This window comes from Microbacterium sp. cx-55 (assembly GCF_021117345.1).
Classification (GTDB): domain Bacteria; phylum Actinomycetota; class Actinomycetes; order Actinomycetales; family Microbacteriaceae; genus Microbacterium.
Window position 1 is genome coordinate 2,885,895 of record NZ_CP088261.1, and the last position, 17,699, is coordinate 2,903,593.

General features: G+C 68.8%; 13 protein-coding genes. 3 read left to right on the plus strand and 10 right to left on the minus strand.

Annotated elements, in window-relative coordinates; all coding sequences use genetic code 11:
- Positions 1-91: 91 nt before the first annotated feature.
- Together rocD and ddaH are read right to left on the minus strand one after the other, a co-directional pair.
- A complete protein-coding gene (rocD, locus tag LQ938_RS13605) occupies positions 92-1,312 on the minus strand; it encodes an ornithine--oxo-acid transaminase (RefSeq protein WP_223723057.1) in 1,221 nt (406 codons plus the stop codon).
- Positions 1,309-2,181, minus strand: a complete 873-nt coding sequence (gene ddaH / locus LQ938_RS13610) for a dimethylargininase (RefSeq protein ID WP_223723058.1) — start codon at positions 2,179-2,181, stop codon at positions 1,309-1,311. The genes rocD and ddaH overlap by 4 nt, the downstream gene beginning before the upstream one ends.
- A 181-nt stretch (positions 2,182-2,362) precedes the next feature.
- On the opposite strand from ddaH, the gene LQ938_RS13615 reads away from it, so the two are divergent.
- Positions 2,363-3,253, plus strand: coding sequence for an aldo/keto reductase (locus LQ938_RS13615; protein ID WP_223723059.1), 891 nt, complete (start codon positions 2,363-2,365; stop codon positions 3,251-3,253).
- A 24-nt stretch (positions 3,254-3,277) separates the two neighbouring features.
- On the opposite strand, the gene arfA is transcribed toward LQ938_RS13615, so the two are convergent.
- The 5 genes from arfA to LQ938_RS13640 all read right to left on the minus strand — a co-directional run bounded on the left by arfA (position 3,278) and on the right by LQ938_RS13640 (position 9,295).
- Complete coding sequence (arfA, locus tag LQ938_RS13620; RefSeq protein WP_223723060.1) at positions 3,278-4,789, minus strand: arabinosylfuranosidase ArfA; 1,512 nt, start codon at positions 4,787-4,789, stop codon at positions 3,278-3,280.
- An 82-nt stretch (positions 4,790-4,871) separates the two neighbouring features.
- On the minus strand, positions 4,872-5,810 hold the full coding sequence (locus LQ938_RS13625) for a carbohydrate ABC transporter permease (RefSeq protein WP_223723061.1): 939 nt from the start codon (positions 5,808-5,810) through the stop codon (positions 4,872-4,874).
- Positions 5,810-6,730, minus strand: coding sequence for a carbohydrate ABC transporter permease (locus tag LQ938_RS13630; RefSeq protein ID WP_223723062.1), 921 nt, complete (start codon positions 6,728-6,730; stop codon positions 5,810-5,812). Before LQ938_RS13630 ends, LQ938_RS13625 begins: the two co-directional genes overlap by 1 nt.
- 50 nt (positions 6,731-6,780) lie before the next feature.
- A complete protein-coding gene (locus tag LQ938_RS13635; RefSeq protein WP_223723063.1) occupies positions 6,781-8,118 on the minus strand; it encodes an ABC transporter substrate-binding protein in 1,338 nt (445 codons plus the stop codon).
- A 163-nt stretch (positions 8,119-8,281) separates the two neighbouring features.
- Positions 8,282-9,295, minus strand: coding sequence for a LacI family DNA-binding transcriptional regulator (locus tag LQ938_RS13640; RefSeq protein WP_223723064.1), 1,014 nt, complete (start codon positions 9,293-9,295; stop codon positions 8,282-8,284).
- A gap of 144 nt (positions 9,296-9,439) precedes the next feature.
- Here LQ938_RS13640 and LQ938_RS13645 point away from each other — a divergent pair, with 144 nt between their 5' ends.
- Positions 9,440-11,353, plus strand: coding sequence for an MDR family MFS transporter (locus LQ938_RS13645; RefSeq protein ID WP_223723065.1), 1,914 nt, complete (start codon positions 9,440-9,442; stop codon positions 11,351-11,353).
- Between the two features lie 113 nt (positions 11,354-11,466).
- Here the strand turns inward: LQ938_RS13645 and LQ938_RS13650 are convergent, their stop codons facing one another.
- Together LQ938_RS13650 and LQ938_RS13655 are read right to left on the minus strand one after the other, a co-directional pair.
- The gene (locus LQ938_RS13650) at positions 11,467-15,198 is read right to left on the minus strand and encodes a proline dehydrogenase family protein (RefSeq protein WP_223723066.1); all 3,732 of its coding nucleotides are present in this window, start codon (positions 15,196-15,198) and stop codon (positions 11,467-11,469) included.
- A 76-nt stretch (positions 15,199-15,274) separates the two neighbouring features.
- Positions 15,275-15,769, minus strand: a complete 495-nt coding sequence (locus LQ938_RS13655; protein ID WP_263317743.1) for a thioesterase family protein — start codon at positions 15,767-15,769, stop codon at positions 15,275-15,277.
- Positions 15,770-15,977: 208 nt separating this feature from the next.
- Between LQ938_RS13655 and LQ938_RS13660 the strand changes: the two genes are divergently transcribed.
- Positions 15,978-16,484 carry a GNAT family N-acetyltransferase gene (locus LQ938_RS13660; protein ID WP_223723068.1) on the plus strand — a complete coding sequence of 169 codons (507 nt, stop codon included), beginning with the start codon at positions 15,978-15,980 and terminating at the stop codon, positions 16,482-16,484.
- Between the two features lie 166 nt (positions 16,485-16,650).
- On the opposite strand, the gene LQ938_RS13665 is transcribed toward LQ938_RS13660, so the two are convergent.
- Positions 16,651-17,679, minus strand: a complete 1,029-nt coding sequence (locus LQ938_RS13665) for a cytochrome b/b6 domain-containing protein (protein ID WP_223723069.1) — start codon at positions 17,677-17,679, stop codon at positions 16,651-16,653.
- Positions 17,680-17,699: the final 20 nt, after the last annotated feature.

Genomic DNA, 17,699 nt, shown 5'->3' on the forward strand with positions numbered 1-17,699 from the left:
CTGCGATGGCTACTGTTTCCTGCTGCGGCTGCCGAACCTTCTGCCGCCGTGACAGGTAACAGTAGCCAGCGCGAGCGCGCCCGCGCGCGGGTCAGGCGGCGAGCACCACGCGCAGCTGCTCGACGGCCCAGTCCAGCTCGGTCGCGCGCACCACGAGCGGCGGCGCGATGCGGATGGTCTGGCCGTGCGTGTCTTTCACGAGCACGCCGCGCGCGAGCAGGCGTTCGGCCACCTCGCGCCCAGTGCCGACCGCGGGATCGATGTCGACGCCGGCCCAGAGCCCGGCGACCCGCACGGTCGTCACCCCGTGACCGACGAGGTCGGCGAGCTTCGCCGCGAGGTGCTCGCCGAGCGCGAGCGCGCGCTTCTGGAACTCGCCCGTCTCCAGCATCTCGACCACGCGGAGCCCGACCGCGGCCGCGAGCGGGTTGCCGCCGAACGTCGATCCGTGCTCGCCGGGGCGGATGACGCCGAGGATCTCGCGATCGGCGACCACGGCCGACAGGGGCAGGATGCCGCCACCGAGCGCTTTGCCGAGCACGTACACGTCCGGAACGACGCCCTCGCGGTCGCACGCGAAGGTGTGCCCGACCCGGCCGAGCCCCGACTGGATCTCGTCCGCGATGAAGAGCACGCCGCGCCGGGTGCAGATCTCGCGTACCGCCGCCAGGTATCCCTCGGGCGGAATCACGACGCCCGCCTCGCCCTGCACCGGTTCGATCAGTACGGCGGCGGTGTTGTCGTCGATCGCGGCCTCGATCGCGGCTGCGTCCCCGAACGGAACGTGCGCGAACCCGGGCGCGAACGGCCCGAACCCGTCGCGCGCGCTCGGGTCGTCGCTGAAGCCGACGATCGTGGTCGTGCGGCCGTGGAAGTTGCCGTCCGCGACGATGATCGACGCCTGATCGGCGGCTACGCCCTTGACCCGGTACGCCCACGCGCGAGCGACCTTGATGGCCGTCTCGACCGCCTCGGCACCCGTGTTCATCGGCAGCACGAGGTCCTTGCCGCAGAGCGCGGCGAGCGCCGCCGCGAACGAGCCGAGCTGGTCGTTGTGGTAGGCCCGACTGGTCAGGGTGAGGCGTCCGAGCTGCTCCTGGGCGACCGCGACGATCGCCGGATGCAGATGCCCGAAGTTCAGGGCGGAGTAGGCCGACAGCAGGTCGAGGTAGCGCTTGCCGTCCACATCCGTCACCCACGATCCCTCGCCGCGCGAGATGACCACGGGCAGCGGGTGGTAGTTGTGGGCGAGGTGCTGCTCTTCCGCGGTGATCACATCGTTCGTCGCGGAATCGGGGATGAGGTTCGTCATGCGTTCTCCTGGTTCGCCGCGCGCAGCTCCAGCGTGCAGCACTTGATCCCGCCGCCGCCGAGCAGCAGCTCGGACAGGTCGATCAGCACCGGGTTGTAGCCGCGCTCGCGCAGCTGCGCTTCGAAGCCCGTCGCCCGGGGCGAGATGAAGACGTTGAGTCCGTCGCTGGCCGAGTTCAGGCCGAAGACGTCGCCGTCGGCATCCGAGACCAGGATGGCGTCGGGGAAGCGCTCCTCGAGGATCGCGCGGCTGGCGTCGTCGAACGCGCCCGGCAGGTACGCGATGTTGGCCCGCTCGACGCCGCCCTCGCCCTGCACGGGGTCGAGCACGGTGAGCGCGGTGTCGAGGTGGTAGAACCGGGGGTCGGTGAGGGTGAGCGACACGACCTCGCGGCCGAAGACCTCGCCGATCTCACGGTGGCTGTCTCCGGTCGAACGGAAGCCGGTGCCGGCGAGGATGATGTCGCCGACGAGCAGGAAGTCGCCCTCGCCCTCGTTGACCTCGACCGGCTCGGCGAGATGGTAGCCGTGGGAGGCAAACCAGTCCATGAACGGCCGCTCCTCACCGGAACGCTCCGCGAAGCGGAACTTCGGTCCGTAGGCGACGCCGTCGACGAGGAAGCCACCGTTCGCGGTGTAGACCATGTCGGGGAGCCCCGGCACGGGGTCGATCAGGTGGATCTCGTGCCCGAGGGCGATGTACGCGTCGAACAGGGTCTGCCACTGCTCGATGGCCCGCCCGGTGTTCGTCGGCTTGGCCGGCTCCATCCACGGGTTGATCGAATAGCTGACGACGAAGTGCTCCGGCCGGCACATGAGGTAGGTGCGGTGCTGGGCGACGCGGACGGGGGTCTGGGTGGTGAGGGACATTCGGCTCCTTGGCGAAGGCGGCGGACGCTGTCCTACAGGCCCGGCTGAGCGAAGAGGCTGACGCACGGGCACGCCGGGACTCATTCTGGCACGCGGGCCGGGCTCGAGACAGTAGCTGCCGGCCGTGACAGGCTGGAGGAGCCGGCCTGTCACGGCCGGTCATTTCCACAAAGGAGTTGCAATGCAGGAGCGGAAACTCGGACCTTTCACGGTGTCGGCCATCGGACTCGGCGCCATGCCGCTGTCGATGAACAACGACAAAGAGGTGCCCGATCGGGATGCGGCGATCGCCACCGTGCACGCGGCGCTCGACGCCGGGGTCACGCTGATCGACACCTCCGACATCTACGCACCGGCCTGGGATCAGATGGGGCACAACGAGGTGCTCATCGGGGAGGCGCTGCGCAGTTGGGGCGGTGACACCGCATCCGTCGTCGTCGCAACAAAGGGCGGAATCACCCGGAGCGAGGGCGAGATCTGGGGCCGCGACGGATCGCTCGCGTACCTGCGTTCGGCCGTGGAGAAGTCGCTTCGGAACCTGCAGGTCGACGTCATCGACCTGTACCAGTACCACCGGCCCGACCGCTGGGTCGTCTACGGCGAGGTGATGCAGAGCTTCCAGACCCTGAAGGACGAGGGCAAGATCCGCTCCATCGGCATCTCGAACGCGAACATCGAAGAGATCGAGGTCGCGACCCAGGTGCTCGGCGAGGGCGCCCTCGTGAGCGTGCAGAACGAGTTCTCGCCCGCGCATCCCGGTAGCTACGACGAGCTGCGCTACTGCGCCGACCACGGGATCGCGTTCCTGCCGTGGAGTCCGCTCGGCGGCACCGGCGGCGGCGGGCGCTCGGTCGGCGACCGCTTCGGCGTGTTCGCCGAGATCGGCCGTGACCGCGGCGTCAGCCCGCAGCAGGTCGTGCTCGCCTGGGAGCTGGCCCTCGGCTCGAACGTGATCGCGATCCCGGGCGCGCGTCGCGCGCAGTCGATCGTCGACTCCGCGAAGGCCGCCGACCTGCGGCTGTCGGGCGACGAGATCGCGCGCTGCTCCGCCTCCGTCGGGATCACACCGTAAGCCCCGACGGAGGCAGAGCGGGCCTCACCCGAGCGCGATCGCGCTCCACGACACGGGCGGCAGCGTGACCGTGAGCTGCCCGTCGACGACGGATGCGGAGTCGTTCGTCGCGGGCGCGACGCGCTCCCTGTCGTCGAGGGTGTTCTTCGCATTCACGTCCTCGTCGCTCAGCGTGTGCGTCTCGAGGACGGCGACGCCGCCGAGCGAGGTCACGTCGACCGTCACATCGATGGCCTCGGTCTGACTGCGATTCACGAGGAAGACGGCGCTCCGGCCCGATTCGGCATCGTGGGTGGCGACGGCGTCGACGAGCGGCACCTCGCCGTACACCTCGGTCGCGTAGGTCGGCACGTCGAGGGTGAGGCGCAGCGCGGTGCCTCGGGCAAGCCGCGAGGTGATCGAGAACGGGTAGAACGTCGTCTGCCGCCAGGCCGGACCCCCGGGCTCGGTCATGATCGGGGCGATCACGTTCACGAGCTGCGCGAGCGACGCGCTCGCCACCCGATCGGCGTGCTTGAGCAACGAGATCATCAGGTTGCCGAAGACGACCGCATCCGCCACGGAGTAGATGTCTTCGAGCAGGCGCGGGGCGATCGGCCAGTTGTCGATGCCCTCGATCTTGTCGACCCCGTGGAAGCGGTCTATGTACCAGACGTTCCACTCGTCGAACGAGATGTCGATCTTCTTCGTGGACCCGCGGACCGCGCCGACGTGGTCGGCCGTCGCGACGACGGTTTCGATGAACCCGTCCATGTCGACCGCAGATGCGAGGAAGCTGCCGAGGTCGCCGTTCTTCTCCTCGTAGTAGGCGTGGCACGAGATGAGGTCGACGTCGTCATAGGTGTGCGTCAGGACGACACGCTCCCACTCGCCGAACGTCGGCATGTGCGCGCTCGACGAGCCGCAGACGACGAGTTCGATCGACGGGTCGAGCTGGCGAAGTCCCTTCGCGGCCTGCGACGCGATCTTGCCGTAGTCGTCGGCCGAACGATGGCCGAGCTGCCAGGGCCCGTCCATCTCGTTACCGAGGCACCACATCCGCACATCGAACGGCTCCGCGCGCCCGTTCGCGATGCGCTGATCACTCAGCGCCGTGCCGGAACGGATGTTGGAGTACTCCAGCAGATCGATCGCCTCGAGCGTGCCGCGGGTGCCGAGGTTGACGGCCATCATGAGGTCGCTGCCGACCTTCTCGAGCCACGATGAGAACTCGTGCAGACCCACCTCGTTCGTCTCGGTCGAGTGCCAAGCGAGGTCGAGGCGGCGCGGACGCTCGGAGACCGGGCCGACCGAGTCCTCCCACCGGAACCCCGACACGAAGTTGCCGCCGGGGTAGCGGATGGTGTCGACCCCGAGCTCCTTGACGAGATCGATGACGTCGGTACGGAAGCCCTCCGCATCCGCCGTCGGGTGACCCGGTTCGTAGATTCCGTCGTAGACATGCCGCCCGAGGTGCTCGACGAAGCCCCCGAAGAGCTTTCGCCGAACCGCGCCGATCGCGAAGGCCGGGTCGAGGGTGAGACGTGCAACAGGCATGGATGTGCTTTCTGGTCGAGAGAAGAGAAGACGATCAGCGGATGCGTGAGCCGTCATCGATGGGGATCGATCACGGCGCCGGTCACTTGACCGAGCCGATGGCGAGCCCGCCCTGCCAGTACCGCTGCAGGAGAAGGAAGGACAACAGGAGCGGAAGCACGGAGATGAACGCCCCCGAGGTGATGAGGTTCCACACCTGCTCGCCGCCGGCGCCGGCGTTCGACAACGCGAGCCAGCGGTTGAGTCCCACCGTCACCGGCAGCAGCTGCGGATCGGTCAGCACCGCCAGCGGCAGGAAGAAGTTGTTCCACGTGCCGACGATCGACAGAAGCAACACGGTCACGATGGCGGGGCGGAGCAACGGCACGACGATCGTCGTGAACGTACGCCACTCCCCCGCGCCGTCGATGCGCGCGGCCTCCAGCAGCTCTTCGGGCACCGCATCCTGCGTGTAAACCCGCATGAGGTAGACACCGAACGGGTTCAGGAGCGAGGGCAGGATGACCGCCCACGGAGTGTTGATGAGCCCGTACTGGCTGAGCAGCATGAATGTCGGGATGACGAGCGCCGTGAGCGGCACCATGACCGAGCCGAGGATCATGCCGAACACGACACCGCGCCCCCGGAACCGGTACTTCGCGAACCCGTAGCCCGCGAGGACCGCCACGACCGTCGCGCCGACTCCCGAGACGAATGCGTAGAAGAAGGAGTTGCCGAGCCAGCGCCAGTAGATCCCGCCCTGGTGCTCGAAGAGCCCGGCGATGTTCGAAAAGAAGCTGCCGGGATTGTCGAACCAGAACGCGGGACTGGAGAAGAGGCTCCCCGTGTCTTTGGTCGCCGAGACGAACAGCCACCAGATCGGGATGATGAAGTAGATCGCGAGCACGATCAGCAGCACGTGGGAGCCGATGCGGCGCTGTCCGCCGCGGCGTCCGGCCGAGCGGTTGCGACGGGACGGGATGCCGGTGACCGTCGTATGCACCTCATTGAGAGCGGCGGTGGAGGAGGGAAGGGCGGACATCACTTCAGTCCGTTCTGCTTGCGCGTGAGGAAGAGGAAGCCGAAGGACCCGATGAACACGAGGATCCCGAGCGAGAACGCGATCGTGGCGGCGTAGTTGAACTGGCTGTAGCTGAACGCCAGCGCGTACGCGTACATATTCGGCGTGTATTCGGCCGGGAGTGCTCCGGAGGCGATCGAGCGCAGCACGGTCGGCTCCGTGAAGAACTGCAGCGTGCCGATCAGGGCGAATGTGATGACCATGACCATCGACGAGGAGATCATCGGCACCTTGATGCGCGTCGCGATCTGCCACCCACCGGCACCGTCGATGCGGGCCGCTTCGTAGATCGCCGGATCGATCGATCGCAGCGCGGCGTAGATGACGATCATGTAGTACCCGGCCCACTGCCAGGTGACGATGTTGACCAGGCTGAAGAAGATCGAGTCGCTCGCGAGGAAGTTCGGGGCCTCGAGTCCGAACAGACTGAAGATCGTCCCGCCGGGACCGAACCGCGGACTGTAGAGGAAGCTCCACATCAACGCCCCGATCACGACCGGGATCGCATACGGCGCGAAGATCAGCAACCGGGAGAGCTTGGAGAGCCAGGTGGCGAGCGAGTCGAGCACGAGCGCCGCGACGAGCGCGACGATCAGCTGGGCCGGGATCATGATGATCGCGAACAGGGCCACCCGGCCGAGGCCGCCGAGGAACAGCGGATCGGTGAAGGCCTTGGCGTAATTGTCGATGCCGACGAACTTCGTGCCGGTTGCGAGCGTCGAACTGAACAGGCTCATACCGAAGGCGTAGATGAGAGGGAAGACGAGGAACGCGGCGAAGATCACGAGGAACGGCGTGATGAACAGCCAACCGACCCGTTGCCGCCGCTCGATGCCGCTGCGCCGCCGGGTGACGGGTCGCTGCAGTGTCTGAGTGGTCATGGTGTCACTTCCGTGAGGATGGGGCCGACCCGCAGGCCGGCCCCATCGGGTCAGCCTGCGAGCTCGAAGCCCTGATCGGTCGCGTACGTCTCGAGGGTGGACTGCAGGTCATCGAGCGCCGCGGAGGCATCCTTGTTCTGGTCGACCACCACCGCGGTGACCTGCTGCTGGAGCTGGTCGTAGGCGTAGTTCTGGAACGGGCTGAACGTGAATCCGGCGTACCCGGATGCGGCGGGGAGGAACACGTCCTTGTTGATCTGCTGGCCTCCGAAGAACGGGTACTCGAGGTCACGGAAGTAGTCCGACTCGAGGACGGGCTTCCACAGCGGGAAGAGCGCCGCCTTCTCGATTCCGATCTTCCATGCCTCTTCGGTGCCGAAGACCTCCTTGGCGACGGTCGCGGCGGCCTCCTTGTCCTTCGCCTGGGAGGTCACCGCGAACGTGGATCCACCCCAGTTGATCTGCACCGGGTTCGCTGCATCCCACTGGGGAACGGGCGCGGCTCGCCACTCGGCCGTGTCGTCGGTGCCTTCCAACCCCTGAAGGTAGCCGGGGCCCCAGGCCGCCGCGACGTAGATGGCGTACGAGCCGTCGACGAGCTTCGTGTTGTAGTCGGCCGTGAATGCCTCATCGGTCGCGACGAGACCCTTCTCGGCCAGGTCCTGCCAGTACGCGAGCACGTCCTTCGACCCTTGATCGGCAACGTCGATGCCGATCTCCTGGGGCGACGCGCTGTCGTAGGTGAAGGGCACAGAGCTCGCCTGGGCGAACAGCGCCTGCGTGAAGGCGCGGCCGTTCGGGGGGAAGTTGGCGAGCACGCCGGGCGCTCCGGCATCCTTCAGCTTCTGCGCAGCATCCGCGAACTCGGCCCAGGTCGTGGGCGGAGCGATGCCGTACTGGTCGAGGATGTCTTGCCGGTACAGCATGCCCATGGGGCCACCGTCGACCGGGATCGCGTAGACGGCGTCTCCGCTGGAGACGTCCTTCCACGCGCCCTCGGTGTAATCGGCCTGCACGTCGCCGGCGCCGTACTCCGACAGGTCGACGAGCGCGTTGCGGATGGCGAAGCTCGAGAGCACTTCGGATTCGAGCATGATCACGTCGGGAGCGCCGCTGCCCGATTCGATCGAGGTGGAGAACTTCGTGTACTCGTCGTTGCCCTGGCCGGCGTTGGTCCAGCAGATCTGGACGTCGTCGTGGCTCTCGTTGAAGAGATCGACGACCTCCTCGAAGGACGGGTACCAGGCCCAGACCGACACCTGCGTCGCATCGGGGTTGACGATCTTGTTCGTGCACGAGCTCTCGGCAGCGCCGGAACCGGCGCATCCGGTGAGGGCAGCAGCTGCAACGGCAACGACGCCGAAGCCTGCGATGACCTTGGATCTCATGGGCTGTGTGCTTCCTCTCGCGGTGTGGACACCGGTGTCTTACGGAGATGGATGCGGTGCGCCCGAGCACCGACTGGTGCTGCGCTGCACTCGCTTTACAACGTTGGAAAGTAAACGTTGTAAAGCGATGATGACGCGCGTCGGGTCTTCTGTCAAGAAGTCGTCACACGGCCGGTGCGGACTCCCGCGTCGCGATGCGGAAGTCCGCGAGCAGAAGCCCCGGCGCACTATCTGTGGTCGGGCCGGCGATGCGGGCCAGCAGTGTCTGCACAGCCGTCTGCGCGATCCAGGCCTGCCCCGGGTCGACCGTCGTCAACGAGGGAATGGAGTACTGCGCCTCGTCGAGGTCGTCGAAACCCATCACCGCGACATCGTCGGGCACACGCCGGCCGCTCTCCTGGAGGGCGCGCATCGCCCCGAGCGCGAGCGTGTCGTTCAGTCCGAAAACGGCGTCGAACTCCGCGCCGCGAGCAAGGAGATCACGCATCGTGCGGGCACCGTTGGAGCGGTGCCACATCGTCGTGTATCCGATGAGCGCGTCGTCGTAGGCGATTCCCGCCACAGCGAGCGCCTCGCGGTATCCGCGCAGGCGCAGCCCCGCCGAACCGATCACCTCGCCGTCGTGCGCACCGACCACCGCGATCCGACGCCGCCCGGCGGCGATCAGATACTCTGTCGCCGCGCGCGCCGCATCCACGTTCCGCATCGTCACGTGATCCACGGGCCCGTCGAAGATCCGCTCACCGAGCAGCACCATCGGGTACGGCACGCTCAGCCGCTCGGCGTCGTCCTGGCCCATGCCGAGCGGACTGAAGATGAGCCCGTCGGTGAGCTTCAGTCGCGGGCTCCGCAGCAGATCGAGTTCTCGGCCGCGGTCGCCGCCGGTCTGCTCCACGAGCACGACGACGCCGAGCCGCTCCGCTTCGGCGATGACGGTGGCGGCGAGTTCGGCGAAGTAGCTGAGGCCGAGATCGGGAACGGCGAGAGCGATCGCCCCGGTGCGACCGCTCCGCAGGTTCCGAGCCGTGAGGTTCGGCGTGTAGCCGAGCTCTGCGATCGCCAGTTGCACCTTCTCGCGGGTGGCGGGACGGATGTGCGGATAGTCGTTGATGACGTTGGAGACGGTCTTGATGGACACGCCGGCCAGCCGTGCGACGTCGTGCAACGTCGGTGTCATGCCCGCCCCATGCCGTCACTGTACAACGTTGTAGCCCCGCGGATGCGGACGCCGCCGCGCGAGCGCACTACGATAAGTCGTTCCGCTCGCGCGGGGCATCGCTCCGAGGATTCCCCTCGGGCCCTCTCCTTCCCCGGAGGTCGCATGTCCGAGACCGTTCGCCCCCCCGCATCCGCTCAGCCGGTGATGACGCACCGTGCGATCCTGCTGGTGATCTTCGGTCTCATGGCGGGCATGTTCCTCTCCGCGCTCGACCAGACGATCGTCGGCACCTCGATCCGCACGATCGGCGACGACCTCGACGGGCTCAGCCTGCAGGCCTGGGTGACCACGGCGTACCTGATCGTGTCGACGATCTCGACTCCGATCTACGGCAAACTCTCCGACATCTTCGGTCGGCGTCCGCTGTTCCTGTTCGCGATCATCGTGTTCATCGTCGGCTCCGTGCTGGCAAGCTTCTCGACCGACATGGTGCAGCTCGCGGCGTTCCGCGCCGTGCAGGGCCTCGGCGCGGGCGGGCTCATGTCGATGCCCCTCGCGATCATGGGCGACATCCTCGCGCCGCGCGAGCGGGCGAAGTACCAGGGCTACTTCCTCGCGGTCTTCGGCATCTCCAGCGTGATCGGCCCGCTCGTCGGCGGGGTGTTCGCGGGCACCGATGAGATCCTCTTCATCACCGGATGGCGCTGGGTCTTCCTGATCAACGTGCCGATCGGCATCATCGCGCTGTTCATCGTGCTGCGGTTCCTGCACATCCCGCACCACCCGCGGGACTCGGTGCGCATCGACTGGTGGGGCGCGACCTTCGTCGTCGTCGCCCTCGTGCCTCTTCTGCTGATCGCCGAACAGGGCCGCGAATGGGGCTGGACCTCGCCGATCGCGATCGCCTGCTACGTCGTGGGTGCGGGCGGCGTGCTGGCGTTCATCCTCGTCGAACGCGCGATGAAGACCGACGCGCTCATCCCCCTCGCGCTCTTCCGCTCGCCGACGTTCTCGATGGCGACCGTCATCGGCGTGCTGGTCGGCTTCGGAATGTTCGGGGCGATGCTGACGCTGCCGCTCTACCTGCAGCTCGTGCTCGGTGCGACGCCGACCGAGAGTGGCTTCCAGATGCTGCCGATGATCCTCGGCCTCATGATCGCCTCGATCGCGAGCGGTCAGATCATCGCGCGCACGGGCCGCTACCGGATCTTCCCGATCCTCGGCACCCTGTTCCTCTCCGCCGGCTATCTCGCCCTCACGTTCCTGCACGCCGACAACTCGTACTGGTACCTCGCCGGCGCCATGCTGCTGCTGGGCCTCGGACTCGGCCAGCTCATGCAGACCCTCACGATCGCGAGCCAGAACGCCGTGGGCCTCCGCGACATGGGCGTCGCCACGAGCGCCTCGACGTTCTTCCGCCAGATCGGTGGCACGCTCGGCACCGCCATCCTGCTCTCGCTGCTGTTCACGCTCGTGCCCACCAACATCCAGGCATCGTTCTCCGATGACGAGACGCTGACCGAAGCGATCGACGCGGCGCTCGACCCGTCCGTCGCGGATGCGCCGCAGAACGCGGCCATCATGCAGAGCATCTACACCCCGATCGTGTCGGGGCTGCAGGATGCGGCAGCTGCCGCATCCGTCGACCTCTCCGACGACACGCAGCGGAGCGCCTTCGTCGCGAGCGCGCTGCCGCAGCTGCAGGAGGGTCTCACCGGCGGCGGATCGGACGGCGGCTCGTTCGACAGCACCGTGATGGACGACACGTCGTTCCTCAACGGCGCCGACCCGCGCCTCACCGCCCCCATCCTGATCGGCTTCAATGACTCGGCGGTCTCGGTGTACCGGGTCGCGCTCGGGGTCGTCCTGCTCGCGTTCCTGCTGACGCTCTTCTTCCGTACGCCCCCGCTCCGCGCGAAGTCCGCGTTGCAGGAGGCGGCGGATGACGCGGCCGTGCTCGCCGAGCAGGCCGCGGCCGAGTCCGGCGCGCTGGTCGCTCCGGTGGCCGACGAGGAGGAGCGTGAGCCCGCCTCCGCCGCGCCGCTCACTCGCCGCGAGCTGCGCGAGCGCGGCTGACGGCCGCCGCCGCGCCGAGCGCGCGGGGTCCCGCCCCGGTTCGCTTGCCTCACATACACGCGAAACGCCCCGAAAAGCGTGAATATGAGGCAAGTGAACCGGGTTCGGGGGCGTCAGATGACGGACTCGCTCCACGGGTCGGGGTTGCCGAAACGATGCGCCGTGATCGAGATCGCCTGCTCGTGCAGGAACGGCAGCAGCTCGAGCCGCCCGGCGGTCGTGACCGGGTTCGGGTACACCGCGAGGTCGGGGTCGCCGGCGACGGCCTCCGCGAGCACGCGGTGCAGCGCCTCCGTTTCCACCGCCGGGCCGATCAGACGAACGCGCGGAGCGCGCGCGGGCGGCGCATCCGTCCCGGTGCTCATCAGCGCCACCGCGGCGTCGACGCTCGCGCGGGTCGCGCGTTCGATCCACTCCGCATCCGTGTCGACGTGCACGGTGACGCCCGCATCCGACAGGGCGCGGCGGATGCCGCCGGGCAACCCGGCCGCGACACTCAGCGTGAAGGCGGACGCCGCGCGGATGCCGGCCAGCGCCACCCGCAGCACCTCCTGCACCTCGGCACCGGCGGTCGCGCGCACGGCGACCTCGACCGGCCGGTAGCGGAACAGGTTCCGCTCCACACCGAGCTTCGAGACGTCCTTGATGCGACCGAATTCGCGGTCCCACTCGACCGCATCCGACAACGCCGCACGACGCAGCCACTCGAAGCGGTCGTAGTCGAGCGACGGCTGTGCGGCCTCGATGATCGTCGTGATACGCGAGTCGAGCCCGCGCAGGTGCAGGGTGCTCGATGCGGCCCCGGATGCGGTCGGCCGCCACGAACCGAGTCCGATGAGGTAGTTCGGGCCACCCGCTTTCGTGCCCGCGCCGACCGAGGATCGCTTCCATCCGCCGAACGGCTGACGCTGCACGATCGCACCGGTGATGCCGCGGTTCACGTACAGATTTCCGGCCTCGACCCCGTCGAGCCACGTCGAGAGGTCATCCGGGTTCTGCGTGTACAGACCCGCGGTCAGCCCGTAAGCGACCGCGTTCTGCAGCTCGATCGCTTCCGCGAGCGACGACGCGTGCATGACGCCGAGCACCGGCCCGAAGAACTCCTCGAGGTGGAAGCGCGAACGGGGCTGCACGCCGACGCGGATGCCGGGACGCCACAGCCGTCCCGCGAGTTCCGGCGGACCGTCGACCTGCTCCGGACGGACGAGCCACTTCTCACCGTCGTCCAGCTCGTCGAGCGCCCAGGCGAGCTTCCCGTGCGGCGGCTCGATGACCGGCCCCACCTCGGCGAGCGCGTCGGACGGCGGCCCGACCCGCAGCGAACGGGTCGCATCGATGAGCTGGCGGGCGAAGCGCGACGAGCGCCCGACCGGGCCCACGAGAATCGCGAGCGACGCGGCCGAGCACTTCTGCCCCGCGTGACCGAAGGCGCTCTTCACGAGATCGGATGCGGCGAGATCGAGGTCGGCCGACGGCATCACGATCATCGCGTTCTTGCCGCTCGTCTCCGCGAGGATCGGCAGGTCGGCGCGCCACGAGCGGAACAGCTGCGCGGTCTCCCACGATCCGGTCAGGATCACGCGGTCGACATCGGGGTGGGCGATCAGTCGCTGTCCGAGCTCGCCTTCGTCGATGTCGACGAGCGCGAGCGCATCGCGCGGAACGCCCGCATCCCACAGCGCCTCCGCGACGACGGCCGCGCAGCGACGCGCCTGCGGAGCCGGCTTGAAGACGACCCCGGAGCCGGCGGCGAGCGCGGCGAGCACTCCGCCGGCAGGGATCGCGAGCGGGAAGTTCCAGGGCGGTGCGACGACCGTGACCCGCGACGGCTCGAAGACCGCCCCCGTCACCCGGTCGAGCTCCCGCGCGGTGGCCGCGTAGTAGTTCGCGAAATCGACCGCTTCGCTCACCTCGACGTCGGCCTCCGCGAGCACCTTGCCGGTCTCGGATGCGGCGACCTCGATCAGTCGCGCGCGTCGGGCTTCCAGCATCCGCCCCGCTGACCGCAGCACGACCGCGCGATCGGCGGCGGGCAGGGCGCCCCACGTACCGGCGGCCGTCCGCACGCGGGCAACGATCTGCTCCAGCGCGGCGGCGTCATCGACCCGTGCCGCATCGATGACGGCGTCGCCGGCGGTCGAGCCGTCGATGCGGGCCAGGATGTCGCGCGCCCACTCGCGCCCGGCCGGAAGCGCCGGGTCGGAATCCGCCGCGTTCCGGAAGCCGGATGCGCCGAGCGCACGCCCCTCGGACTCACGGTCTTCGAACACGGCGGTCTCGACGAACTCGGCACCGCCGAACAGCACGGATCGGGCGTCGGCCTCGGCGTGATCGGACGCGATCCCCATGACGGCCTGCGTGAGGCCCGTCTGGATCTCCTGGGTCGGCGCCGGGTCGCGGAGGATCGCGGGGTCGGCCGGGTCGGCGGGAAGACGGCCGCGGTCCTGGCCACGGCGCGGCCCGACGCGCAGGCCCGGCTCCGTCATCCGGTCGAGGGAGGCGAGGAAACGATCCCGCTCGCGCGCCCACAGCTCCGGCTCGTCCTCCAGCTCGAACGCGGCCGAGAGGAAGTTCTCCTCCGACGCGTTCTCCTCGAGGCGCCGCACGAGGTAGCTGATCGCGACGTCGAACTCGTCGGGGCGCACGACCGGAACGTAGAGCAGCACGTGGCCGACGGTGCGGGTCACCGCCTGCACCTGCCCCTGCGCCATGCCGAGCAGCATCTCGAACTCCACGCGGCCCCGCACGCCGCGCTCGCCCGCGAGCAGCCAGGCGTACGCGATGTCGAACAGGTTGTGGCCCGCGACGCCGATGCGCACCGCATCCGTCCGCTCGCTCTGGAAGGCCCAGTCGAGGCAGCGCAGGTAGTTCGCGTCGGTGTCGAGCTTGGTGTCGAAGGGGGCCTGCGGCCAGCCGTGCATGACGGCGTCGACGTGCTCCATGGCGAGGTTGGCGCCCTTGACGAGGCGCACCTTGATGGCGGCGCCCCCGCCGGCCACGCGCTGACGGGCCCACGCCGTGAGCTGCTGCAGGGCGGGCAGGGCGTCGGGCAGGTACGCCTGCAGCACGATTCCCGCCTGGAGTCCGACGAGCCGCTCGTCTTCGAGGATGCGGGTGAACACCGCGATCGTCAGGTCGAGATCGCGGTACTCCTCCATGTCGAGGTTGATGAACGTGCCGTCCTGCCGGGCCGAGAGGTACAGCGGCAGGAGCCGCTCGACGACGCGATCGACGACCTCGTCGAACGCCCACATCGAGATGTGGCTCGCGATGGCCGACACCTTCACCGAGACGTAGTCGACATCGGGGCGACGGATGAGGTCGTGGATGCCCGCGAGGCGACGGGCGGCCTCGTCCTCGCCCAGCACGGCCTCGCCGAGGAGGTTCAGGTTCAGACGCGCACCGGACTCGCGGAGCTTCGCGATCGCCGGGCCGAGCTTCGCGGGCCGGGCGTCGACGATCAGGTGGCCGACCATCTCGCGCAGCACGCGACGCGCGATCGGCACGACGGGGGTCGGTACAGCGGACGCGACCGCACCGCCGAGCCGCACGGCGGACCGGAGGTACCAGGGCAGGAAATGCGGCACGAGCGGCGCGACACGGCTGAGATTCGCGGCCGCGGCGGAGAGACTTTCGGGCCGCATGACACCGTCGACGAAACCGATCGTGAACGGAAGACCCTTCGGGTCGCGGAGCACTCCGGCGAGGCGCTCGGCCGACGGATCGACGTCGGCGGACGCTGCTTCCGAGACCCAGCTGCGGGCGAGCGCGACAGCGGTGTCGGCGAGGGATGCGGTGGCCGCTGCTTGTGGCGCGACCGAGCCGTCTTCGAAGCTCTGGGACATGCGCTCAGCCTATGTCTGGCCTGCCGCCGCGCCCCGTGACGACGCGCACTCCATCGCGCCTCGCCCGCTCCCCCGCTCAGGCCCAGGTGCTCGGGGCGGGGGCCTTCGTCGGCGGCAGGGCGACGTCATCCGCCCACCGGGTCATCCACTCGTCCGGAGCCGGCACCGCGGCGGGATCCAGACCGATCGCCTCGAACAGTTCCGCGATCGGCAGCACGCCGCCGGAGCGCTTCACGAACCGCCCGCGCACGAGCAGCCGCGCGTAGATCTCGCCGCGCACGACCACGCGATGCTCGAGGTACATGGCCCGGTCGTCCGCCGCGACGAGCCGGGACTCGATGTCGAAGCGCTGCCAGAGGTGCAGCGACTTCCGGTAGCTGATCGTCGCGTTGGCCACGACCGGATACCAGCCGCGCTCGCGCCCGAGATCCCAGAGCCCCGTGCGCATCAGCAGATCGAATCGTCCGAGGTCGAACAGCGACAGATAGCGCCCGTTGTTCATGTGCCCGACGAGGTCGAGGTCGGTGGGCAGGGTCGTGAGCCGCACGACGCCGACCTCGAGGGGTTCCATCGCGCCTTCGCGACGGTATCGGCGGCGCGAACGCCACAGAAGGAGCAAGGTTCGCCAGATCACATTCACGTCCCGGATCGTAGCGATCCACCCGTGGGCACCGCAGTTCCTTGTGCGAATCCCACAGCGGGGCGGGCCGCATCCGTCGCCTGCGCACGTCGACGCCGCACGATTTCCGGTGCCGTGGGGCCGCGCGTAGAGTCTGGCCATGGATGCCGAAACCTCCGCCCGCGTCACCGTCCGACCCGTTCGCGACGTCGACGCCGAAGCCCTCGGCCGGGTGCACGCGACGTGCTGGCACGAGACCTACGACCACCTCATCAGCAAGGCCGCACTGGAGCGCGTCTCAGCGAAGAGACTCGCCGAGCTCTGGACGCACTGGGCGTCGCAAGGACCCGACTTCCGGATGAGCGCCGCGCTCGTCGACGGCGACATCGTCGGGTTCGCGGGGTCCGGCCCCGCGCGCGACCGCGATGCGCCGCGCGGCCGCGAGTTGTACTTCATCTACCTACTCGACGCCTGGCACGGCACGGGCATCGGCCAGGAGCTGTTCGACGCCGCGATCGACGCCGGCGAGCCCGCGTACCTCTGGGTCGCCGAAGACAACCCGCGCGCTCACCGCTTCTACCAGCGCAACGGTTTCACGCTCGACGGCGAGACGCACACCGAGCCGTTCCTCGGCGAGACCCTGACCGAAGCCCGCTTCGTCCGCTGACCCGCGGCCCGACCCGCGGCCGGCCGGCCAGCCGCGCCTCCCGGCCCCCTTCGTTCCCGCGAGACGAGTTCTTCGCGCCGAGACGGAGGGGTTACCCCGCTGTCTCGGCGCCAAAATCCCGTCTCGCGGAAATCTGCGGGTTGGCGGGGCGGCGGACCGGGCCGGATCAGCGCTCGGTGACGGTGCCGAACAGGCGGGCGATCGGGATGAGGACGCGCGGGCGGTAGGCGATCCACCCCGCGAGCATCACGGCGATCGACGCGACGAAGATCCCGAACCCGAGCCAGTTGTCGGCGTAGGCGTTCGGATCGACCGACCCCTGCGCCGCATACACGTGGTTGAGGTTTCGCAGCGCACCGGTGGCCAGCACGAGCGTGACGTGCACGACGATGAACACCACGAAGAAGAGCATCACCGGGAAATGGATGCGGCGGGCCGCCTCGAACGTGATCACCCGGTCGAGGCGGGGCGTGTTCTTCGGCCACAGCTTCGACAGACGCACCCCCGTCAGCGTCGCGAGCGGCGCGGCGAGGAAGACGACCGCGAAATACGACAGTTGCTGCACGCTGTTGTAGTTCACCCAGCCGTTCTCGGTCGGCCAGTCGAGCGACGCGTACTGCAGCACGGCCGACAGCGCATTCGGGAAGACGTCGAGGCTCGTCGGCACGATCCGCATCCACTGTCCCGTGCTGAACAGCAGCACGACGTACATGGCCCCGTTCACGAGCCAGAGCAGGTCGACCGCGAGGTGCCCCCAGAGCGTGAGGGTGATGCGTCCCTTGCGGTCGCGGCGCGGATGCCAGAACGCGCGCGGCCGCTTCTCGCGGCGCACCTGCATGCCGGAGCGGATGATGAGCACGAGCAGGAACGCGTTGAAGAAGTGCTGCCAGCCGAGCCAGGCTGGGATGCCGACGGGCGCCGACGCCGGCAGCGCGTAGGCGCCCGGGTAGTCGGCTGTGAAGTCGCGCAACGCGTCGAGGGAGAGCAGCCAGCGCGCCGCGAGAACGGTCATGGCCGCCGCGAACAGCAGCCCTCCGCCGACGACGATCACCGCCCCCGCCCACTGCCACCGCGTGAACGGACCGTACCGTCGGGGCTCGGGCCGCGGCGCCGGGCGGACGGATGCGGCCGCCCCGGGAAAGACGGTCGGCCGGAACGGCAGCGGGGCGCGCGCGTCTTCCTTCTCGTCACTCACCGTGCGTCATCCGCCCCGGA

What these genes read in the sequence shown, in the direction of transcription:
- rocD (WP_223723057.1), bottom strand. Translation starts at nt 1,312, where the DNA reads ATGACGAACCTCATCCCCGATTCCGCGACGAACGATGTGATCACCGCG.
- ddaH (WP_223723058.1), bottom strand. Translation starts at nt 2,181, where the DNA reads ATGTCCCTCACCACCCAGACCCCCGTCCGCGTCGCCCAGCACCGCACC.
- LQ938_RS13615 (WP_223723059.1), top strand. Translation starts at nt 2,363, where the DNA reads ATGCAGGAGCGGAAACTCGGACCTTTCACGGTGTCGGCCATCGGACTC.
- arfA (WP_223723060.1), bottom strand. Translation starts at nt 4,789, where the DNA reads ATGCCTGTTGCACGTCTCACCCTCGACCCGGCCTTCGCGATCGGCGCG.
- LQ938_RS13625 (WP_223723061.1), bottom strand. Translation starts at nt 5,810, where the DNA reads ATGTCCGCCCTTCCCTCCTCCACCGCCGCTCTCAATGAGGTGCATACG.
- LQ938_RS13630 (WP_223723062.1), bottom strand. Translation starts at nt 6,730, where the DNA reads ATGACCACTCAGACACTGCAGCGACCCGTCACCCGGCGGCGCAGCGGC.
- LQ938_RS13635 (WP_223723063.1), bottom strand. Translation starts at nt 8,118, where the DNA reads ATGAGATCCAAGGTCATCGCAGGCTTCGGCGTCGTTGCCGTTGCAGCT.
- LQ938_RS13640 (WP_223723064.1), bottom strand. Translation starts at nt 9,295, where the DNA reads ATGACACCGACGTTGCACGACGTCGCACGGCTGGCCGGCGTGTCCATC.
- LQ938_RS13645 (WP_223723065.1), top strand. Translation starts at nt 9,440, where the DNA reads ATGTCCGAGACCGTTCGCCCCCCCGCATCCGCTCAGCCGGTGATGACG.
- LQ938_RS13650 (WP_223723066.1), bottom strand. Translation starts at nt 15,198, where the DNA reads ATGTCCCAGAGCTTCGAAGACGGCTCGGTCGCGCCACAAGCAGCGGCC.
- LQ938_RS13655 (WP_263317743.1), bottom strand. Translation starts at nt 15,769, where the DNA reads ATGGAACCCCTCGAGGTCGGCGTCGTGCGGCTCACGACCCTGCCCACC.
- LQ938_RS13660 (WP_223723068.1), top strand. Translation starts at nt 15,978, where the DNA reads ATGGATGCCGAAACCTCCGCCCGCGTCACCGTCCGACCCGTTCGCGAC.